18 protein-coding genes are annotated in these 19,439 nt (G+C 68.6%); 5 read left to right on the top strand and 13 right to left on the bottom strand.

Annotated elements, in window-relative coordinates; all coding sequences use genetic code 11:
* Positions 1-14: 14 nt before the first annotated feature.
* The 8 genes from KPB06_RS24535 to KPB06_RS24500 all read right to left on the bottom strand — a co-directional run bounded on the left by KPB06_RS24535 (position 15) and on the right by KPB06_RS24500 (position 10,901).
* Positions 15-1,484, bottom strand: coding sequence for an efflux RND transporter periplasmic adaptor subunit (locus KPB06_RS24535; RefSeq protein ID WP_179231763.1), 1,470 nt, complete (start codon positions 1,482-1,484; stop codon positions 15-17).
* A 26-nt stretch (positions 1,485-1,510) separates the two neighbouring features.
* Positions 1,511-2,821: a TolC family protein gene (locus KPB06_RS24530; protein ID WP_089465424.1), complete on the bottom strand. Its 1,311-nt coding sequence runs from the start codon at positions 2,819-2,821 to the stop codon at positions 1,511-1,513.
* 242 nt (positions 2,822-3,063) lie between these two features.
* The gene (locus tag KPB06_RS24525) at positions 3,064-4,272 is read right to left on the bottom strand and encodes a phosphotransferase enzyme family protein (RefSeq protein WP_060011758.1); all 1,209 of its coding nucleotides are present in this window, start codon (positions 4,270-4,272) and stop codon (positions 3,064-3,066) included.
* 35 nt (positions 4,273-4,307) lie between these two features.
* Complete coding sequence (gene pnuC, locus KPB06_RS24520; RefSeq protein ID WP_059644631.1) at positions 4,308-4,931, bottom strand: nicotinamide riboside transporter PnuC; 624 nt, start codon at positions 4,929-4,931, stop codon at positions 4,308-4,310.
* A gap of 59 nt (positions 4,932-4,990) precedes the next feature.
* Positions 4,991-7,222, bottom strand: coding sequence for a TonB-dependent siderophore receptor (locus KPB06_RS24515; protein WP_060011760.1), 2,232 nt, complete (start codon positions 7,220-7,222; stop codon positions 4,991-4,993).
* 609 nt (positions 7,223-7,831) lie between these two features.
* Positions 7,832-8,035 carry a DUF2970 domain-containing protein gene (locus KPB06_RS24510; protein ID WP_006486164.1) on the bottom strand — a complete coding sequence of 68 codons (204 nt, stop codon included), beginning with the start codon at positions 8,033-8,035 and terminating at the stop codon, positions 7,832-7,834.
* Positions 8,036-8,156: 121 nt separating this feature from the next.
* On the bottom strand, positions 8,157-10,220 hold the full coding sequence (locus tag KPB06_RS24505; protein WP_060011762.1) for a pyridoxamine 5'-phosphate oxidase family protein: 2,064 nt from the start codon (positions 10,218-10,220) through the stop codon (positions 8,157-8,159).
* 36 nt (positions 10,221-10,256) lie between these two features.
* A complete protein-coding gene (locus KPB06_RS24500; protein ID WP_059580227.1) occupies positions 10,257-10,901 on the bottom strand; it encodes a glutathione S-transferase family protein in 645 nt (214 codons plus the stop codon).
* A gap of 126 nt (positions 10,902-11,027) precedes the next feature.
* Here KPB06_RS24500 and KPB06_RS24495 point away from each other — a divergent pair, with 126 nt between their 5' ends.
* Positions 11,028-11,987, top strand: a complete 960-nt coding sequence (locus KPB06_RS24495) for a LysR family transcriptional regulator (protein WP_059580224.1) — start codon at positions 11,028-11,030, stop codon at positions 11,985-11,987.
* A gap of 24 nt (positions 11,988-12,011) precedes the next feature.
* Here KPB06_RS24495 and KPB06_RS24490 read toward each other — a convergent pair whose 3' ends face one another.
* The 3 genes from KPB06_RS24490 to KPB06_RS24480 form a co-directional block, all read right to left on the bottom strand.
* A complete protein-coding gene (locus tag KPB06_RS24490) occupies positions 12,012-12,341 on the bottom strand; it encodes a type II toxin-antitoxin system RelE/ParE family toxin (RefSeq protein ID WP_050014473.1) in 330 nt (109 codons plus the stop codon).
* Positions 12,338-12,610 carry a type II toxin-antitoxin system Phd/YefM family antitoxin gene (locus tag KPB06_RS24485; RefSeq protein WP_050014516.1) on the bottom strand — a complete coding sequence of 91 codons (273 nt, stop codon included), beginning with the start codon at positions 12,608-12,610 and terminating at the stop codon, positions 12,338-12,340. Before KPB06_RS24485 ends, KPB06_RS24490 begins: the two co-directional genes overlap by 4 nt.
* A gap of 90 nt (positions 12,611-12,700) precedes the next feature.
* Positions 12,701-13,357: a TetR/AcrR family transcriptional regulator gene (locus KPB06_RS24480; protein WP_063892428.1), complete on the bottom strand. Its 657-nt coding sequence runs from the start codon at positions 13,355-13,357 to the stop codon at positions 12,701-12,703.
* Positions 13,358-13,445: 88 nt separating this feature from the next.
* Between KPB06_RS24480 and KPB06_RS24475 the strand changes: the two genes are divergently transcribed.
* From KPB06_RS24475 to KPB06_RS24465, 3 genes are read left to right on the top strand one after another with little or no spacing between them, the layout of a single operon-like run.
* Positions 13,446-14,348, top strand: a complete 903-nt coding sequence (locus KPB06_RS24475; protein WP_059580219.1) for an SDR family NAD(P)-dependent oxidoreductase — start codon at positions 13,446-13,448, stop codon at positions 14,346-14,348.
* A complete protein-coding gene (locus tag KPB06_RS24470) occupies positions 14,345-15,928 on the top strand; it encodes a flavin-containing monooxygenase (protein ID WP_059580218.1) in 1,584 nt (527 codons plus the stop codon). Before KPB06_RS24475 ends, KPB06_RS24470 begins: the two co-directional genes overlap by 4 nt.
* 7 nt (positions 15,929-15,935) lie before the next feature.
* Positions 15,936-16,919 (top strand): alpha/beta fold hydrolase, encoded by a 984-nt coding sequence (locus KPB06_RS24465; RefSeq protein ID WP_059580216.1) that lies wholly within the window; start codon positions 15,936-15,938, stop codon positions 16,917-16,919.
* Between the two features lie 63 nt (positions 16,920-16,982).
* Here the strand turns inward: KPB06_RS24465 and KPB06_RS24460 are convergent, their stop codons facing one another.
* Together KPB06_RS24460 and KPB06_RS24455 are read right to left on the bottom strand one after the other, a co-directional pair.
* Positions 16,983-17,381: a carboxymuconolactone decarboxylase family protein gene (locus tag KPB06_RS24460; RefSeq protein ID WP_059580213.1), complete on the bottom strand. Its 399-nt coding sequence runs from the start codon at positions 17,379-17,381 to the stop codon at positions 16,983-16,985.
* A gap of 243 nt (positions 17,382-17,624) precedes the next feature.
* Positions 17,625-18,005, bottom strand: a complete 381-nt coding sequence (locus KPB06_RS24455) for a hypothetical protein (RefSeq protein WP_196487838.1) — start codon at positions 18,003-18,005, stop codon at positions 17,625-17,627.
* 192 nt (positions 18,006-18,197) lie between these two features.
* On the opposite strand from KPB06_RS24455, the gene KPB06_RS24450 reads away from it, so the two are divergent.
* Positions 18,198-19,408, top strand: a protein-coding gene (locus KPB06_RS24450) for an IS3 family transposase (protein ID WP_275920516.1) whose coding sequence is annotated in 2 segments (ribosomal slippage) — positions 18,198-18,513 and positions 18,513-19,408 — 1,212 coding nt in all. Because the reading frame shifts where the segments join, the coding sequence is not laid out codon by codon here.
* Positions 19,409-19,439 lie beyond the last annotated feature (31 nt).

The raw sequence follows: 19,439 nt of genomic DNA, 5'->3' as shown, positions 1-19,439 counted from the left end.
ACGCGTATTGCTGCTCATTCATGTTCCGCGCTCCCCTTGCCGAGTTCGGCCTTCAACACGAAGCTGTTCGTCGCCGCGTATTCCTGGCCCGGCTCGAGCCCCTTCAGCACTTCGGTCGCGCGTTCGTCGCGCCGCCCCGTTTCGACGGCCTGCGCGACGAAACCCTTCGGCGAACGCACGAACACCGCCGGCGCGCCGTCGACGTCCTGCAGCGCGTCGCTCGCGACCGCGAGCGGCACGCCCTGGCGGCCCGCGTCGACCGACACGTTTACGAACATCCCCGGGCGCCACACGCCGTCGGGGTTCGGCAGCACGACGCGCGCCGGCGCGGTGCGCGTCTGTTCGCCGAGCAGCGAGCCCACGTACGCGATCGGGCCGCTCGAACGCGATTCGAACGCGGTCGCGCTGACGGTCGCATCGCGGCCCACGCGCACGTCGTTCAGCCGCTGCGCCGGCACGGCCATCTCGGCCCACACGGTCGACAGGTCGGAGATCACGAACATGCTCGCATCGGCGGCGATCGCCTCGCCGGGCGTCGCATGCTTCTCGACGATCGTGCCGGCGAACGGCGCACGCAGTTCATACCGGTTCAGCGCGCCCGCGCCCGCCGGCGCGTTCAGCGCGGCGAGCTTCTGTCGCGCGTTCTGCACGGCGATCTCGGCCTCGCGCAACTGCACCTGCGCCTGCTGATAATCCTGTTCGGCCGAGATGCGCTCCTGCCACAGCGTGCGTTCGCGCTCGTAGGTTGCGCGCGCACCCGACAACCGGCGCTCGGCCGTCAGCAGTTCGCTGCGGCGGTCCGCCAGATCGGTGCTCGCGATCACGGCAAGCACCTGCCCCTTCGCGACGTTCTGCCCGAGCGACACCGATACCTGTTCGACGATGCCGGCCACACGCGGCACCACGTGCGCGGTGCGATCCTCGTTGAACTTGATCTCGCCCGGCAACTGGAACGGCGTCGCGATCTGCGCGGGGCCGGCCTTCGCGAGCGCGATCTTCGACGTCGCCAGTTGCGCGTCGGTCAGCGCGACCGCGCCGTCGGCGCGCGCGAACGGGAACGATGCGGCGTCGTTGCCCGCCTTCACGTCGATCGTCGCATCGAATACGTGCGGCTTCGCGATCGACTGCGCGGACACGAATTTCTGGCCGGCCGCGTCGAACCGCAGCGGCTCGTGCGTGCGGTCGTACCGCACCAGCGTGCCGGACACGGTCACGCCGTGGGTCGCGGGCTTGCCGTCGACGAACGGATAGACGACGAGCCGCGCATCGCCGGGCTTTTCCGTCATCACGATCTCGACGGACAGCCTGCCGCGCTTGAGCACGACACCGCCGTGCGCGCCGGCGCCGTCGGCCGCCTGGGCGGATTCGGCGGCCGTCGGCGCCGATGCGCCGCTCCCGCCCCGCGCGACGGCGAGCGCGCCGAGCACGATTCCTGCGCCGCCGAGCACGGCTGCCGCAATGATGAAAATTCTGCTGCGTGACATGGTGATCCTTCAGTCAAGAGGGGCGCTCATTGCGCGCGGGCAGCGAGCGGCGTGCCGACGAGCCGGTCGATATCGGCACGGGCCGTATGCGCGTCGGCGAGCGCACGGACGTATTGCGACTGCCCCTGGAACAGCGTGCGCTGCGCGTCGAGCACGTCGAGGAAGCTGAACTTGCCGAGTTCGTAGCCGCGCGACATCGCGTCGAGCGCGACGCGCGCGGCCGGCAGGATGTCGGACTTCAGCCGCTGCGCTTCCTGCTCGGCAGCCGCGAAATTCGCGTACGCCTGCGTCAGTTCAAGCCGCAGCCGCGTGCGTTCGCGGTCGAGATCGGCGCTCGCGCGCTCGGCCTTGTGCGTCGCCTCGAGCAGCGCGCCCTTGTTCGTGTTGAACAGCGGAATCGGGATCGACACGCCGACCACCGCCTGGTTGTCGGGCACGCCGCCCGTGGTCACGCGCTTCACGCCCGCGCTGACGGTCACGTCCGGAATGCGGCGCGCGCGCTCCAACGACACGGCCGCGTTCGAGCGCAGCATTTCGGCACGCGCGATTCGCGCGAGCGGCGCATCGTCGAGCCGCGCGATGAGCGCGGACAGCGGCTCGACCGACGGTACGGCTTCGAGATCGCCGAGCACCGCAAGCGGGGCGTTGCGCGCTTCGCCCATCACCGCGTTCAGCTTCTCGCGCGCAACGTCGACACGGCCGCGCGCGGTCACGACTTCGATCTGCACGCCGGCCGCCGCCACCCGGGCCTTGGTCGCCTCGACCGGCGACACCTTGCCGGCCTGCGCGCGACGGGCCGCCAGATCCGCGGAGCGCGCGGCGATAGCGGCCGATTCCTCGGTCACCTGAAGTTGACGCTGCGCGGCGAGCAGCCCGTAGAAGGCTGCGATCACGTCGGCGCGCACCGCCGCGCCCTGCTCGTCGAGCGACGCGCTGGCCGATTCGCTGCCGTACGATGCGACGTCGAGCCGTGCGCGACGCTTGCCGCCGAGTTCGATCGTCTGGTTGATCAGCGCGGTCGACGTGCGTTCCGCTCGGCTGAAACCTTCCTGCAGGAACGACACTTCGGGGTTGGGCCGCGCGCCGGCCTGCATCAGTGCGCCGGCCGATGCATCGACATCGGCGCGCGCGCCGCGCAGCGCCGGGTTGTTGCGGGCGGCGACGGCGAGCGCGTCGGCAAGCGTCAATGACGACGCAGGACGTGCGCCGGATGGCGGTGCGCCGATCGGGGCGGCAGCAGCCGGAGCCGTGGCCGGCCCCGGCGACAGCGATGGCTGCGCATGAGCCGTCGCGGCCATCGCGAATACGGCGGCCACGGCGAGGTTGAGCTTGAACATGTTCGGTTCTGCGGTAACGGTTTGCGACCGATGCTACGGACCGGCCGCAGTGCGAACATGAGGCGAAGATGATATTTCCGTCATGTTGGGCGCAACCGTACGCAGACGTGCGGTGCCCTGCGGGGACGGCGTCCCCTCTCGACGATCAGGAAGATGCGGTGAGCGCGCGGCACGATGGCCGCACGAAAGAATGCAGACGTTCGGAAATGCGACACGCGCGGGCCATACGCCCCGCGCGCGAATCAGGTGACGTGCTGCTTTCCCCGCCGCCGCTGCACGAGCCAGTCCAGCAACTGCCGCCCGTCGCGTTCGCCGAACCACCTCGCGTGCCCGATCAGGTAACCGTCGTACGCCACGTCGACGATATCGGGCGCGTTGACGATACAACCGAAATACGCGACTTCCGACAGCGCGAACTCCGTATGTACGATCGGCAGCAGCGCGACCAGCGCCGCATATGCGTCGTCGCTCAGCGGTTCGAGCGATTCGTAGCCGTCGAGCAACGCGTCGATCTGCTCGTATTCGATGCGCCGCGCATCGGCCGGCGCCATCCAGTCGACCGTGTTGCGCTCGATCGCGAGCGCGAGGTCCATCACGGCGCAAGTACGATCCGACAAACCGAAGTCGAGCACGGTCCGCACCTGCGCGCCGGGCCCGGCGTCGGCCCACAGCAGGTTCGACGCATGCCAGTCGCCATGCGTCCACAGCGGCGGCAACGCAGGCAGCAGCGGCACGAGGCGCGCGTGATACGGGCCGATCGCGTCGGCTACGTCGCCGCGCCAGTCGCGCGCGCCGAGCGCCCTGACGAGCAACGGTTGCGCCGTGACCCAGCGTTCGAGCGCACCGACAAGATCGCTCGACGACAACACGCGAAAACTCGACAGCAGCGGGCGAACCGGCCGCGCCGGCGCATCGTAGCCGGCCGACGCGCGATGCAGCTCAGCGAGCGCGCGGCCGGCCGCATACGCATGCGAAGGATGCGTGAACGGCTTCCACGACATCACGCCGCGATACGCGTCGACACCCGGCGCGACCACGTGCACTTCATACGTCCAGTCGCCGGATGCGAACGCGGTTGCGCCGTCGCGACCGGCGAGCACGTCCGCCACCGGCACGCCGTGTGCGCGCAGATGCGCGATGAAGCGATGCTCTTCCTCGAGCCCCGCGACGTCGCGCAGGCTCGCATGATGACGCTTGACGAACAGCGCGCGCTCGTCGGTCGTGCGCACCAGCACGGCCGCCGAGAACGGCCGCGGGCTGTGCCACGTGAGGCGCGCGGGCGCGCCGGCGCCATCGATCCGCGCGAGCACGGCCGCGACTTCGTCGTGCGTGATCAGCGGCCAGTCGCGTTCGGCCTGTTCGCCGTCGACGCCGAACTGCGGCGGCGCGACCTCGCGCGCCTGCGCGGCGTCACGCGATGCCGGCGCATCCGGTTCGAGGGGAAATGACATGAACGACGTAGCTCCGTGGTTGAATCGGCTGCGAATCAGCCGGCCGGGCTCGCGCTCGCGCGCAGCGTCGCGGCCGTGCGGCTCCAGTCGCGCCAGCCGACCACGGCCAGCCCGATGAACAGCGCATAGAGCCCGGCCGTCAGATACAGCTCCTTGAACACGAACATCCCGACGTACACGACGTTCACGACGATCCACAGCCCCCACGACGCGATGTAGCGCCGCGCCGTCCAGTATTGCGCGACGAGGCTGAACGCGGTCAGCGACGCGTCGACGAACGGCAGCGCCGCATCGGTCCAGCGCGCCATCATCCCGCCGAGCAGCGCGCTGCCGACGACGGCCGCGACCAGGTCGGGCAGCATTTGCATCGGGCGCACGCCGGTGACTGGCGCGACATCGCCGGCAGGCGCCGCCTTGCCGTCGGCACCGCCGTCGGCCTCGCTCGCCCGCTGCGCGAGCCAGCGCTGCCAGCCGTACACCTGCAGCACCGCGAACGCGCCCTGCAGCAGCATGTCCGAGTACAGTTTCGCGTCGAAGAAGATCCAGCCGTACAGCGCGACCGACGCAAGGCCGACCGGCCAGCACAGCATGCGCCGCTTCGCGGTCAGCCAGATCGCGAGCGCGCTGACGATCACGCCGGCGATTTCGAGTGGGGACATCGTCCGTGCTCTCCTGGTGGGCTGCCGGGGCCGCGCGTCATGCGCCCGTTTCCGGCCGATCAGAAATCATAGGTCAACGACACGCGCGCGGTGCGCGGCGCACCCGGGAACAGGTACGCATCGCCCTGCTGCTCGCCTGCGTCGCGCCAGTAGAACTTGTTGAACAGATTGTCCACCGACACGCGCAACACCGTGCGATGGCCGCCGATCTTCGTCGTATAACGCGCGCCGAGATTGAACACGAACCACGACGGCACGCGCGCGGTACCCTCTTCGTTCGCGTTGCGCGCCGCGCTGTACTCGACGCCGCCGAGCACGTTCAGGCCCGCGACGTCCGGCACCGCGTAGTCCGCATACAGCGACGCGCGCAGCGCGGGCACGTTGATGATCTGATGCCCTTCGTAGGCCGGCGACCCCGAATCGTATGCGCGGGCGCGAATCGCCGCGACGCTGGCCGTCAGCCCCAATCGTTCGGTCACGCGCCCGGCCGCGCCGAGCTCGATCCCCTGGTGCCGCTGCGTACCGCGCTGCACGAACGTATAGGACGATCCCGACGCGTCGGGATCGGCGAACTGGAACGGCTTGCTGATCGAGAACACGGCGGCCGTGAGGCTCAGCCGGTCGAGCCAGTCGTATTTCGCGCCGACTTCGATCTGGTGCGATTCGACGGGCGGCAGGAACGCGTACGCGTTGGTCGCGCGCACGGGCGCCTGGTCGCCGAGCGACAGCGCCTTGCTGTACGACGCATACAGCGACAGCACGTTCACCGGTTTGTAGACGAGCGCGACCTGCGGCAGGAACACCGAGCGGTCGGTGTGCGTCGTCTCGCCGTCGAGGCTGCTCCAGCTGCGCTGGCGCAGCAGCACTTCCTTGCCGCCCGCGAGCACCTGCCAGTGTTCGCCGAGGCTGATGCGGTCGAGCCCGAACACGCCGTACTGCCACGCATCGAGGCGTGGATACGACGGCCCGGGCGAATTCGGCGACGGCGGGAACGTCAGGTCCGGCCCGTAGATATTCTCGCTACCCACGTAGTCGTACACGGCGTCCGCCATGCTCACGACGCGGCGCTGCACGCTTACGCCGAGCGTCAACTCGTGCCGCAGCGGCCCCGTCGCGAACTTGCCCGTCGTGACCGCGCGCAGATCGTCGTTGCGCCGGTATTCGCCGGGGCTGCGGAAGTCGTACACGTCGTAGTCGCCGTTCGCGCCGAAGAAGAACGGCGACGTCGCACCGGCCGCGCAGCTTGCCGCATACGAACAGCCGTACGCGAACGCGCTGTTGTCGTCGATCATCGTGCGGCTGCGGCCGGCGGCGATGTACGCGTTCCAGTCGTCGTTGAACCGATAGTCGAAACGCGCGTTCAGGTTCAGCGCGTCGGTCGTCACCGGTTTCGCCCACGGCTGCGTGCCGAGCGCTTTCGACGTCGTCTTGACCGACGGCACGACGGTGCCGCCGAGCAACTGGTAGCCGGGCGCGGAACGCTGGATCCACTGCTGGAATTCGGCGTTGAGCTGCAGGCTCGCGCGCGGGCTGATGTCCCAGTCGGCGGCGATCGACCCGAACGTGCGCCGCCCGTTCGTGCCGTCGATATAGGAGTGCATGTTCTCCTTCGCCGCATTGATCCGGAACCCGAACTGATGGTCGGCACCGAAGCGGCGGCCAAGATCGACGGCCGCCGACGTCGAGCCGCGGCTGTCGACGCCAGCTGTCACGCTCGCGACGTTCGCGGAGCGCTTCGTCACGAAGTTGATCACGCCGCCCGGCGCGACGATGCCGCTATCGATGCCCGCGAGCCCTTTCAGGATCTCGACGCGCTCCTTGTTCTCGAGCGGCACGTTCTGCTCGCCGGACACCGTCAGCCCGTCGATCCGGATCGCGCTCGCGAGATCGACCGGAAAACCGCGGATCGCGAAGCCTTCGAAATAGCCGACCGGCGCATAGTCGTTGACGACCGACGCATCGTTGCGCAAGACGTCGCTCAAGCGCTTCGCCTGCTGATCGTCGATCAGCGCGCGCGTGATGACGTTCACCGACGCGGGCGTGTCGCGCAGCGGCGCGTCGTCGAACCCCGCGACCGACGCTTCGCGCGCCCGCAGCGGGTGGCCGCGCTCGCCGCTCACCGTGATCGCGGGCAGCGTCGCGCTGCCGGCCGCGTCCGCGCCCGATGCGGGCGTGTCGCCCGGAGCCGCGGCGGCCTGCGCCGCGAAAAGCGTGACACCGAGCCCGACGCCGAGCCCGACCGTCGCGCGCCGCCGCCGTGCGCGTACCGCTGTTGTTCTATTCACCGTCATTGTTCTGGATGGAAAACTCGCCACTCGACCCTGTCGAAACCCGTTACGAAGCTGCAAATCGTGCGCCCGCGAACGCCGCCGCGCCCGTCGCCGGACGCATGCGTCGATACGATATTCATCAGACGAACCGGACGATACAGCGCGCAAGCGGGCAGACCGATCGGAAACACGCAGGATGGGACATCGGATTCGGATGACGCGCCGGAAACCGACGCAGCGGCCGACAGGTTCGTCGAGGGCGGGTCGGAAGGCCGGCTGCATCGCGCGGTCGTCATGCGGGGGACGCTTCGAACGCCCCGGTGCGGGCGGCGGACACTGGCGCCGGCCGTTCAACGGAACGGCGGCGTGCCCGGCTCGCGCGACATCGCGGCGTGGCGCGCATTTTACCCCGGGCGGGGCGAAGGGCCGCGGAACCGGGCGGAACGGGGAACAGGAGACAGGAAAGGCGGGAACGGGAACAAGCGGCTCGGGCAGCGCGACAACGGCGGCAATGCGGTCGCGATGCGCGTCGTGCGTGCCGGCCTCCGGCGCCGGCGTCGTATGCGCCGGTCGAGCGGCCTGAAGCCGGAGCGGAGAAAGCGGCCCGCTACCGGTTCGCCGGCCGTTCGCTCAAAAGCCCTGCATCGTCACGGTCGGATCGACGACCAGATGCACGACGCCGTAAATCACCGCGCCAACCAGCAGCGCAAGCAAAATCGCGACGAACGGCAACAGCGTGAAGTTGGCGTTCGCGAGATCGGTCGCGTGCGCCTTGCTGTTGCGCACGCCGAAGAAACTCCACAGGACCAGGCGGACCATGCCGAGCAGTTTCATGATGAGCTCCTTTCATCGAATCGGTTGACGCTATCGTCGATCCGGACGGCATCCGAAAAAAGAAGCAGTTGCGCGCGCTTTTCGCGCAGCAGGCGGTCTGCGGCGGCATGTCGCACACGCGTCAGCAGTCGAGCACGAGCGGCTCCCTGGCCCCTTGCGCGGGCCGCGCGACGCACGGCAGCGCGCAGCCCGGTTCGATCGCCGCATCGGGCGCTCGCTCGTAGTCGACCGCGCCGGACAGCACGCGTGTCGCGCACGTGCCGCACGAACCGGAGCGGCATTCGGACGGCACGCTCACGCGCTGCCCTTCCGCGAATTCGAGCAGCGTGCCGTCGGCGGGCGTCCACGCGGCCTCGCGCCCCGTGCGCCGAAATACGACCGGCACGCCTGCCGCCGCGCACGTGGCAGCCGCGCGGGTCGCACTGCGCGAGACGCTCGACGGCCCGAATGCCTCGAAGCGGATGCGCTCGTCCGGCACGTTCAGCGCGCGCAGCCCGTCGTACAGGTCGCGCATGAACGCCGCCGGCCCGCACAGGTAGAAATCGTAATCGTCGAACGAAAGGAGCCGCTTCAGTTGCGCGACGTCGATCCGGCCGGCCCGCGCGGCCGAGCGTTCGTCAGGAAGACTGTCGAACCAGTGAAGCGACATGCGTGCATCGGCGGCCGCGATGCGCGCCAGCTCGGCGGCAAACGGCCGGTCGGCCGCTTCGCGCGCGCCGTGCACGAACACGATGCGGCGCGACGGCGTATCGTCGGCCAGTACGCGGCGCAGCATCGCGACCATCGGCGTGATGCCGATACCGGCAGACACGAGCACGGCCGGCCGCGGGCTCGCGAGATCGAACGTGAAGCGGCCGCGCGGCATCTGCGCATCGAGCGTCATGCCGGCCTGCGCGTGGTCGTGCAGCCACGCCGATACGCGCCCATCGCGCTTCACGGTGATCCGGTAATGCGCGCCGCCCGGTGCGTCGGACAGCGTGTAGCTGCGGATCGTCGGTGCATCGCTGCCCGGCAGCGCGATGCGCAGCGTCAGGTGCTGCCCGGCTTCGTACGCAGGCAATGCGCCGCCATCCGCGGGTTCGAAATGGAACGACCGGATCGCGCGCGCTTCGTCGACGATCTTCGCGATCCGCAGCGGCCGCCATGCGGGCGCCTTTACCGGCGCGGTCGCGGACGGCACCGGCCCGGCCGTCGCCGCCGCCGGCCTCGACGCCGCCGCCATCGCCGCGAACTGCGGCGCACGCTCGACCGCCGACCACCGGAACGGCAGCACCGCCCGCATGCGCCGCACTTCCCGCACATGAAACCGCACGACGCGCTGCGCGCCGTCGAACGACGCGACGACCGGCCCGTCCCACACGATCTCCGCGTGCGCGGCGACATACAGCAAATCGCCGCTTTCGAAATCGATGAACAGCAGCCCCGCGCGCGGATCGTGCCGCAGGTTGCCGAGCGTATTGAAGAACCGATTGCCGCTGAAATCCGGCGTGGTCAGCGTGCGCGCATCGTCGACGCGCACGAAGCCCGGCATCCCGCCGCGATGCGACACGTCGGCGCCGCGCGCCGCACCGGCCTGCGCCGACGTGTTCGCGCTCGCGACGAAGAACGTGTCGGCCTGCGCGAGCAGCGCACGATCCGCGTCGCTCAGCGCATCCGACACGTCGGGCGCGACGGCGGCCCCGACCTCCCGCGCGACGAAAGTCGGCTTGCGGCCCTGGATGTATTTCGCGCAGTTGCCGAAGCTCTGCTCGACCGCGATCGTCAGCGCATCGCCGTCGACCGCGCGCACGACGCCGTTCACGCGATTGCGGCGCCGCGTATCGAATTCGATGCCGAGCCCGCCGAGCGGCGCGCCCGCGTGCCATGCGCCGGCGAGCGGATCGCCCGGCAGCGCGGGCGCCGCGATGCGCAGCGTGCGCGGGTCCGGCGACGTGACGAAACCCGGCGCACCGGCCCGCAGCGTCGCCCACGGCTGGCCGTGCGCATCGACGCCGCCGAGCACGAAGAACGGCAGTTGCGCGAAAAACGTCCGGTGCTGGTCCGGCATGAAGCGCCGGATCCCGCGCCGGCCGGCCGCGCCCGCCGCGTCCGCCACGCCTGCGCGCTGCTGCACGGCAAGCTCGCCCGCGTGAAACGGCGCGGTATCGAGTTCCCACCCCGGTACGACGGCGGTCGGCGCGTTCATCTCGTTCTCCGTGGACAGATGCGTTGGCGGCAGGCGTTACGCGGCGAGCAGGCCCGCGCGCGTCGTCGGCATCGCGACGAAACCCGGCAGCGCCTCGATACGCGCCAGCCACGCGCGCACGTGCGGATACGGTTCGAGCGACACGCCGCCTTCCGGTGCGTGCGCGATGTACGTGTACGCGGCGACGTCCGCGATCGTCGGCTGCGCGCCGGCCGCGAACGGCTTGCCGGCCAGCTCGCGATCGATCACGTCGAGCACCTTCGCGGCCGTACGCTTGGCCGCTTCCGCGTCGAGTTGCGCGCCGAACACGGTCACGAGCCGCGCGGCCGCGGGGCCCGACGCGATCGGGCCGGCCGCGTACGACAGCCAGCGCTGCACGACGGCCGCGCCGACCGCGTCGTCCGGCAGCCAGTGTGCGTCGCCGTAGCGCTTCGCGAGATACACGAGGATCGCGTTCGAATCGGCGATCACGGTGCCGCCATCGTCGATCACCGGCACCTGCCCGAGCGGATTCAACGCGAGAAACGCCGGTTCGCGTTGCGCGCCGGCCGCAAGATCGACGTCGATGGTCTTCGACGGCAACCCGAGCAGCGACAGGAACAACCGGACACGGTGCGCGTGCCCGGACAACAGGAACGAATAAACGCGGATCGGCGAGGCAGGCTTGCTGGCGGCAGACATGGAAACACTCCGGAATCTCGCGTCGCCGGGAATCGGCGACGAACGGCTCCAGCGTAGCGCTCGCCGTTCGTCTCCATAAGACGGATAATCGCGGAAACATTATCCGCTTGCATAGGACAATCGACGATGGCTGATCTGCGCGACGTGAACCTGAACCGGCTGGCGATCTTCGTCGCGGTGGTGGAGGCCGGCTCGCTGACGGCCGCGGCCGAGCGGCTCGGCCTTGCGAAGACGGTCGTCAGCACGCACATGCAGCGCCTCGAATCCGAGGTCGGCGCGAATCTGCTGGTGCGCACGACGCGGCGGCTGAGCGTGACCGACGCCGGACGCGTGTTCTACGACGCGTGTCGCGACATCGTGCGCGCCACCGAAGCCGCGCTCGACGCGGTGTCGTCCGACGCCGGGCCGCTGCGCGGCACGCTGCGCGTGAGCGTGCCCATCGACTACGGCGCGCTGGTCGTCGCGCCGGCCGTGGTCGCGCTGCGCGACCGGCATCCGGCGCTCGCGGTCGAACTCGTCGCGAACGACCGCGTGGTCGATCTCGTCGCGGACAACCTCGACGTCGCGATCCGCATCGGCCGCCTCGCCGATTCGAACTATCGCGCGGTGCAGCTCGGCACGTACGAGAAATGGCTGGTCGCGAGCCCGGCGTTCGTCGCGCGGCACGGGCTGCCGCGCGATCCGGATGCGCTCGCCGCGCTGCCGTTCGTGATGTTGTCGTCGCTGCCGCGCCCGCATACGCTCGAACTCGATCACGTGCGAGGCGGCCGCGCGTCGGTGCGCTGCGTCGCGCCGGTCGTGTCGAATACCGCGACCGCGTGCCGCGCGATCGTGCTCGCGGGCGGCGGCTTCGGGCTGCTGACGGATTTCTCGGCCGCGGACGACGTCGCGACCGGCCGGCTCGTGCGGCTGCTGCCGGGCTGGCGCACGGCGCCCGCCGGGATTCATGCGGTGTTTCCGTCGACGCGGCTGCCGTCGCCGAAGGTACGGGCGTTTGTCGATGCGATGAAGGCGAGGCTCGGGGTGACGGCGGCGGCACCGATTACGCGGCGCGCAAGTTCGAAACCACGGAGGGCGGGATCGTGAAACGAGGAAGAATGGCGATCGCGCTCAATGAGCGACCACAAGCCGCCTCATCAGCAAGGACTTCAGATCCCTGCGCGTATCGCAAACGATATGCACGTGAATGGTGTCGCCTCGCACGTCATAAATGATGCGGTTCATTCCGGCAATGACTTCGCGATACTGACCGAGGCTGATATTCGCGAGTTCATCAGGAATCCTGCCGTGATTCGGAAAAGCGCGAATCGATGCAATGGCGTCCTTGATCTGCCGGTAGCTCGTTTGCCAGGTAGCCGAACCGAAATTCGATACGAGATAGCGCTTCAACCTCTTCAGATCTTCTTCCGCCGAACGAAGAACGACAACCCGCAGTGTCATTGATCGTCGTCCTTGTCGAGGTCCGCAAAGACATCCTCGACTGGACGGAAGTGGCCCTGCTCGATCTCCCGATTGCCGAGTGCAAGCAGCCGAAGAAGCGCAAGCGTCTCTTCATGCTCCTCATACGACTTGACGTCCATGACAACGAGCTTCGCCTCTCCGTTCTGGGTAATCAGCATCGGCTCGCGGCTTTCCGAGATGTCCCTGACGATATCGGCGGCGTGGCTCTTGAGATAGCTGATGGGCTTGACCTGGGTAGAGAATTTCATGGAACACGTCCTGTGCCAGTCCATAACAAGACTGATTATAGTCCGAATTTGGTCTCGTCCGGCCAATGAGCCCCGTTTTCCCGCGCGTCCCTAGTCGCGCGCCTGCAACGTCCCCAGCAGCACCTTCCTGCAACTGGAAATCATCAGTGCCTCCGGATCGCGATAGTCGGTCAGCAGCCACGCCGCGCCGACGTTCGTCATTGCGCCCACCAGCGCGAGCCCGATCAGCCGCTGCTCACTGCGCTCGCCAGGCGTCGCGGCCTCGCCCGGCGCGCCAATCGCCATGATCAGCTTGCCGAAGTCGATCAGCATGCGCTGATACGTCATGTCGGTATCCGCGCTCACGCCCATCACCTCGAGCAGCAGCACGCGCGCCGCGCACGGGTCGCGCAAAAACGCGAAGAACGCCGCGAGCCCCGCGTCGACGCGCTCCCGCAGATCGCCGCCGCGCGCGGCGACCGCCTGCGCGACCGCGTCATGCAACTGCTGCGCGTGATGCAGGTAGGTGCAGCGCAGCAAATCCTCGGTGCTGTCGAACGCCGCATAGAAATAGCGGTCGTTCAGCTTCGCTGCCTGGCAGATCGACCGCACGGTCGCCTTGCGAAAACCCACCGTACCGAACACGCGCGTCGCCGCGCGGATCAACGCGTCGCGCCGCTCGGCGGCCCGTACCTCGGGCGCCACGCCGCCATACGACCGGCCCCTTCTTTCCGTTTCGAGTGCTTTCTCCATTCCGCTATTTGACATCAGGACACCCGAAAACTAAAGTGGTGACGAACAACACCACAATAGATGCGCCGCCGGTACAGCGCAAGCGGAACGGGAGGAACGACGGATGAAGGGATTTTCCGGCAAGGTCGCCGCGATCACGGGCGCCGGTTCGGGCATGGGCCGCAGCCTCGCGGTGGAGCTTGCGCGGCGCGGCTGCGAGGTCGCGCTCGCCGACGTCAACGATGTCGGGCTCGCCGGCACGGCGGCCGCCTGCGCACGGCACAGCGTGCGCGTGAGCACGCGGCGGCTCGACGTCGCCGATCGCGACGCGGTGTTCGCGTGGGCCGAGTTCGTGCGCGCCGAGCACGGCAAGGTCAACCTGATCTTCAACAACGCAGGCGTGTCGCTGGCCGCCAGCGCCGAAACCGCGCGCCTCGCCGATCTCGAATGGATCGTCGGCATCAATTTCTGGGGCGTCGTGCACGGCACGCAAGCGTTCCTGCCGCATCTGCGCGCGTCGGGCGACGGCCATGTCGTCAACACGTCGAGCCTGTTCGGGCTCGTCGCGATGCCGACGCAAAGCGCGTACAACGCGACCAAGTTCGCGGTGCGCGGCTTCACCGAGGCGCTGCGGATGGAACTCGAACTCGACGGCGCGCCGGTGAGCGCGACGTGCGTGCATCCGGGCGGCGTCGCGACGAGCATCGTCGATGCTGGCCGCGTCGACACCAGCATCCACGCGCTGACGGGCCAGGACGAAGCGACCCATCGCCGCCAGGCCAACCGCCTGATCAACGCGACGACGGCCGACGAGGCCGCGCGGCAGATCCTCGCAGGCGTCGAGCGCAATGCGCGCCGCGTGCTGGTCGGCGCCGACGCGCGCCGGCTCGACCGGATCGCGCGGCTGCTCGGCGCCGGTTACCAGTGGCTGATGCTGCGCCATGTGCGCCGCGCTCGCGCACGCAACCTCGAACGCGCCCACGCTCCGGCCGCGCGCCCGACCACGCCGACCCAGGACCCCGCATGATCTCGACGACGACCGACCGGCGCGACGCGCCGCCCGCCCCCGACGCCCGCCGCGACAGTGACGAAAACCGCGACCTCGACGTGCTGATCGTCGGCGCAGGCCTGTCCGGCATCGGTGCCGCGTATCACCTGAAGCAGCGCTGCCCGCATGCGAGCGTGGCGATCGTCGAGGCGCGCGACGCGATCGGCGGCACCTGGGACCTGTTCCGCTATCCGGGCGTTCGTTCGGATTCCGACATGTTCACGCTCGGCTACAGCTTCCGCCCGTGGCACAGCGACAAGGCGATCTCCGACGGCCAGACGATCCTCGACTATATCCGCGACACCGCGCGCACCTACGGCATCGACAAGACGATCCGCTACGGCAGGAAGGTCGTCGCGGCCGACTGGGATTCGAGCCGCGCGCGCTGGACGGTACGCATCGAGCGCACGCAAAACGGCGCGACCGACACGCTCGTCTACACCTGCCGCTTCCTGTTCATGTGCAGCGGCTACTACGACTACGACGCAGGCTATCTGCCCGACTGGGCCGGCATGGACACGTTCGAGGGCAAGCTCGTGCATCCGCAGCACTGGCCGAAGGATCTGTCGTACGCGAACCGGCGCGTGGTCGTGATCGGCAGCGGCGCGACGGCCGTCACGCTCGTGCCGTCGATGGCGGCCGACGCGCGGCACGTGACGATGCTGCAGCGCTCGCCGACCTACATCGTGTCGCTGCCCGCGCGCGACCGGATCGCGAACGCGCTGCGCCGCGTGCTGCCGTCGCGGCTCGCGCACCGGCTGGTGCGCGTGAAGAACGTACTGCTGACGATGTACCTGTACAACGTGTCGCGCCGCAAGCCCGAGCAGACGAAGAAGTTCATCATCCGCGCGGCCAGCAAGCAGCTCGGCCCCGACTTCGACGTCGCGAAGCACCTGACGCCGCGCTACATGCCGTGGGACCAGCGCGTGTGCCTCGTGCCGAACGGCGACCTGTTCAAGGCGATCCGCGCGGGCCGCGCGTCGATCGTCACCGACGAGATCGAGCGCTTCACGCCGACCGGCCTCCGGCTGAAGAGCGGCCAGCAGCTCGACGCGGACGTGATCGTCACCGCGACCGGGCTGAAGGTGAAGATGCTCGGCGGCGCGCGCGTGACGGTCGACGGCCGCGTGGTCGATTTGCCCGAGACGGTGTCGTACAAGGGCATGATGTACAGCGACGTGCCGAACCTCGCGTCGTCGTTCGGCTACACGAATGCGTCGTGGACGCTGAAGGCCGAGCTGATCGCGCGCTACGTGTGCCGGCTGCTCAACCACATGCGCGCGAACGGGTACGACACGTGCGTGCCGCGGCTCGGCGCGGGCGATCTCGGCGACGTGCCGGCGGTCAACCTGAGCTCCGGCTACATCCAGCGCGCGGCCGGCATCCTGCCGAAGCAGGGGCGCCGCAAGCCGTGGAAGTTCCACCAGAACTACGTGCTCGATCTCGCGTCGCTGAAATTCAGCGCGCTCGCCGATTCCGCGATGCATTTCGAACGCCGCGCCACAACCGGCCCGGCCGCCACCGCGCCGGCTGCCGAACCCGCACTCGAAACCCGCTGAGGCCGACATGACTCCTACGCTCCATCTGATCCAGAACGTCCTGCTCGGCGTCGTCGCGGCGCTCGCCGCGCTCGCGCTGTTTTCCGCTTACGTGGCCCGTCGCGTGACGCGCGCGTTTCCGCCCGAAGGCCGCTTCGTCGACATCGACGGCGACCGCATCCACTACGTCGAATACGGCAACGGCCCGCCGATCGTGTTCGTCCACGGGCTCGCGGGGCAATGGCGCAATTTCGCGTACCTGCCGCTCGCGCGGCTCGCGCAGCAGCATCGCGTGATCCTGATCGACCGGCCCGGCGCCGGCCGCTCACTGCGCGGCGCGGCCTCGCAGGCGAACGTGTTCGCGCAGGCCCGCACGGTCGCCGCGTTCATCGACGCGCTGAAACTCGACAGGCCGGTGCTGGTCGGCCACTCGCTCGGCGGCGCGATCGCGCTCGCGGTCGGCCTCAACCATGCGGACCGCGTGAGCCGGCTCGCGCTGATCGCGCCGCTGTCGCACGAGCAGACCGAACCGCCCGCGCCGTTCAAGCCGCTGATGCTGCCGTCGCCGCTCGTGCGCCGTTTCGTGTCGTGGACCTTCGCGATTCCGCTGACGATCCTGACCGGGCGCAAGGCCGTGCGCCAGGTGTTCGCGCCGGAGGACGTGCCGCGCGACTTCCCGGTCAAGGGCGGCGGCCTGCTCGGGATGCGCCCGCACGTGTTCTACGCGACGGCGACGGACCTGCTGTCGGCGCCCGTCGATCTGCCCGCGATGGAGCGCCGCTATCCGGAACTCGCGCTGCCGGTCGACGTGCTGTACGGCCGTGCCGATCCGATCCTGAACTGGCGCGCGCACGGCGACGCGCTCGCGCAGAAATCGGCGCGCGTGCGGCTGAAGGTCGTCGAAGGCGGGCACATGCTGCCGGTCACGCTTCCCGAAGCGACGGCCGACTGGTTGCTCGAAGTCGCCGCCGCGCCGGTCGACGTCGCCGCGCAGCCGGTGCGCATCGCGTAGGTCGCGGCGGCGACGCAGGGCCGGATTCCGATGCCGTGCCGGGCAGCCGGCGCCGCATCGGGTTCAGGCTCCGTCGTCGGGTATCGACAGCCCGAGATCGGCGATCACCTCGCGCGCGTTGCGAAACGCCTCGACCGCGGCAGGCGCCCCTGCGTACAACGCGCTGTGCAGCAATACCTCCCGGATCTCGACGAGGCTCGCGCCGTTGTTGAGCGCGCCGCGAACATGGCCCTTCAGCTCCGTGCCGCGGCCGAGCGCCGCCAGCATCGCGCACGTGCACAGGCTGCGCGTCTTCAGGTCGATCCCGCCGCGCTGCCACGTGCTGCCCCACGCATGCTCGTTCAGCCAGTCCTGCAACGGGCGCGAAAATCCGTCGAGGTCGCGCATCGCGCGCTCGACGAACGCCTCGCCCATCACGTCGATCCGCCGCGCCTTGCCGTATTCCCTGTCCTGTTCGCTCATGTCGATGTCCTGATTGGAGTCGGGACCGCTTCGGCGTCGCCGGCGGCCGGAAGATGTCGAGCCATGTTCGGGCGAGGCGCGCGTTTCGTCAAAGATGCGGTGCTCGGTTCGCGGCCGGTCGCGTACCGGGCGGCCGAACGCTACGTAACATCCGGCCGCGCGTTACGGCGCCTGACGGGAACATCGCAGCCGCGGCGTGCGCGCACCGCACGCGCCTGTCGCGCGAAACCGCCATTCCTCCGTTTAAATCGCGTCGATATTCGCGGTTTTCGCAATTAATCGCGACACCGTTTCGCGAAACCTGTCATGGCGCGGAACTTGCAGTGAAGGCCTGGGACACACTTCCAATGTCGAGGCCAACATGCACACTCTCTTCAAGAAGACGACGGTAACGATGGCCGTCTCGTCGCTGCTCGCGCTGTACGGCTGCGGTTCGGTCGACGGACCGACGACCCCGCCGACGATCAAGCCGAGCACGTCCGGGACGAGCGGCAGTTCGGGAACTTCGGGTACGTCGGGCGGCGGCTCGTCGGGGACATCGGGCGGCGGGAGTTCGGGTACTTCCGGCACCTCGGGTACTTCCGGCACTTCGGGCACTTCGGGCACTTCGGGCACTTCGGGCACTTCGGGTACTTCGGGTACTTCGGGTACTTCGGGTACTTCGGGTACTTCGGGTACTTCGGGTACTTCGGGTACTTCGGGTACTTCGGGTACTTCGGGTATGGAGCAGCCCCCTGAAACGCCGGACACAGTCACCCACTTACAATAACGGGTAGGCATAAGACTGTGTTTTTGACTAACACCAGGCAGGAAGTGATGGAAGTGTTGACGGGCCCGGAGCGCCGGCGGCGCTGGACGGCGGAGCAAAAGCTGGCGATGGTTCGCGAGAGTTTCGAACCAGGGAAGTCGGTTTCGATGGTCGCGCGGCAGCACGGCGTGAACCCGAACCAGCTGTTCCACTGGCGCAAGCTGTACCAGGATGGGAGCCTGTCAGCGGTCAAGGCTGGCGAGGAAGTGGTTCCGGCCTCAGAGCTGGCCGACGCGCTCAAGCAGATTCGTGAGCTGCAGCGGATGCTTGGCAAGAAGACTATGGAGAACGAGATTCTCCGCGAAGCAGTCGAGTATGGCCGAGCAAAAAAATGGATAGCGCACTCGCCCTCGCTGCCGGAGGACGACCAGTGAAACTGGTTTGTGAAGTTCTCGGCGTGTCGCGCTCGAACGTTTCGGCACGACTGTCGCGTCCGGCCACATGGCGAGATGGGCGGCAATCCAGGCAGACCGACGATGCGGTGGTGGTCGAAGAAATCCGCCGGGTTGTCGCCGATTTGCCCAGCTATGGCTATCGCCGCGTCTGGGGCACGTTGCGTAATGAACGCGTTGCCGCCGGACAGGTGCCGTTCAATGCGAAGCGCATCTATCGCGTCATGCGCACGCATGGTCTGCTGATGCAACGTCGTCCGACTCCGCCTCGGCAGCAACGCCGGCACGATGGCAAGGTGGCCGTGGCGCGCAGCAACCAGCGTTGGTGTTCGGACGGCTTCGAGTTCCGCTGCGACAACGGCGAACCGCTGCGCGTGACGTTCGCGCTGGACTGCTGCGACCGGGAAGCCATGAGCTGGGCGGCCACGACGGCAGGCCACAGTGGTGACATCGTGCGCGACGTGATGCTGGCTGCAGTGGAAAATCGGTTTGGCAACGAACTGCATACACCGTCCGAAATCGAGTGGCTGAGCGACAACGGTTCGGGCTATACGGCCGACGATACACGCCGGTTTGCAGCGGCCATCGGCCTGAAGCCATTGACCACGCCGGTGTGCAGCCCCCAAAGTAACGGGATGGCCGAGAGCTTCGTGAAGACAATGAAGCGCGACTACGTTGCCTTCATGCCGAAGCCGGACGCAGCGACTGCTGCACGCAACTTGGCCATCGCGTTCGAGCATTACAACGAGAAGCATCCCCATAGCGCGCTGAAGTACCGCTCGCCTCGCGAGTTCCGGCGCTCAATGGAGTCAGCAACCTTAGTGTGACGCTGTGTCCGGGATTACAGGGTCAACTCCA

Source organism: Burkholderia semiarida, from assembly GCF_029268935.1.
In the GTDB taxonomy this organism is placed as follows: Bacteria; Pseudomonadota; Gammaproteobacteria; order Burkholderiales; family Burkholderiaceae; genus Burkholderia; species Burkholderia semiarida.
Note: the sequence above shows the minus strand (reverse complement) of the source record. Positions and strands in the feature narration are given on the sequence as shown.

Excerpts from the sequence above, each read along its gene's own strand:
- KPB06_RS24535 (WP_179231763.1), bottom strand. The coding sequence starts at position 1,484 with ATGTCACGCAGCAGAATTTTCATCATTGCGGCAGCCGTGCTCGGCGGC.
- KPB06_RS24530 (WP_089465424.1), bottom strand. The coding sequence starts at position 2,821 with ATGTTCAAGCTCAACCTCGCCGTGGCCGCCGTATTCGCGATGGCCGCG.
- KPB06_RS24525 (WP_060011758.1), bottom strand. The coding sequence starts at position 4,272 with ATGTCATTTCCCCTCGAACCGGATGCGCCGGCATCGCGTGACGCCGCG.
- pnuC (WP_059644631.1), bottom strand. The coding sequence starts at position 4,931 with ATGTCCCCACTCGAAATCGCCGGCGTGATCGTCAGCGCGCTCGCGATC.
- KPB06_RS24515 (WP_060011760.1), bottom strand. The coding sequence starts at position 7,222 with ATGACGGTGAATAGAACAACAGCGGTACGCGCACGGCGGCGGCGCGCG.
- KPB06_RS24510 (WP_006486164.1), bottom strand. The coding sequence starts at position 8,035 with ATGAAACTGCTCGGCATGGTCCGCCTGGTCCTGTGGAGTTTCTTCGGC.
- KPB06_RS24505 (WP_060011762.1), bottom strand. The coding sequence starts at position 10,220 with ATGAACGCGCCGACCGCCGTCGTACCGGGGTGGGAACTCGATACCGCG.
- KPB06_RS24500 (WP_059580227.1), bottom strand. The coding sequence starts at position 10,901 with ATGTCTGCCGCCAGCAAGCCTGCCTCGCCGATCCGCGTTTATTCGTTC.
- KPB06_RS24495 (WP_059580224.1), top strand. The coding sequence starts at position 11,028 with ATGGCTGATCTGCGCGACGTGAACCTGAACCGGCTGGCGATCTTCGTC.
- KPB06_RS24490 (WP_050014473.1), bottom strand. The coding sequence starts at position 12,341 with ATGACACTGCGGGTTGTCGTTCTTCGTTCGGCGGAAGAAGATCTGAAG.
- KPB06_RS24485 (WP_050014516.1), bottom strand. The coding sequence starts at position 12,610 with ATGAAATTCTCTACCCAGGTCAAGCCCATCAGCTATCTCAAGAGCCAC.
- KPB06_RS24480 (WP_063892428.1), bottom strand. The coding sequence starts at position 13,357 with ATGTCAAATAGCGGAATGGAGAAAGCACTCGAAACGGAAAGAAGGGGC.
- KPB06_RS24475 (WP_059580219.1), top strand. The coding sequence starts at position 13,446 with ATGAAGGGATTTTCCGGCAAGGTCGCCGCGATCACGGGCGCCGGTTCG.
- KPB06_RS24470 (WP_059580218.1), top strand. The coding sequence starts at position 14,345 with ATGATCTCGACGACGACCGACCGGCGCGACGCGCCGCCCGCCCCCGAC.
- KPB06_RS24465 (WP_059580216.1), top strand. The coding sequence starts at position 15,936 with ATGACTCCTACGCTCCATCTGATCCAGAACGTCCTGCTCGGCGTCGTC.
- KPB06_RS24460 (WP_059580213.1), bottom strand. The coding sequence starts at position 17,381 with ATGAGCGAACAGGACAGGGAATACGGCAAGGCGCGGCGGATCGACGTG.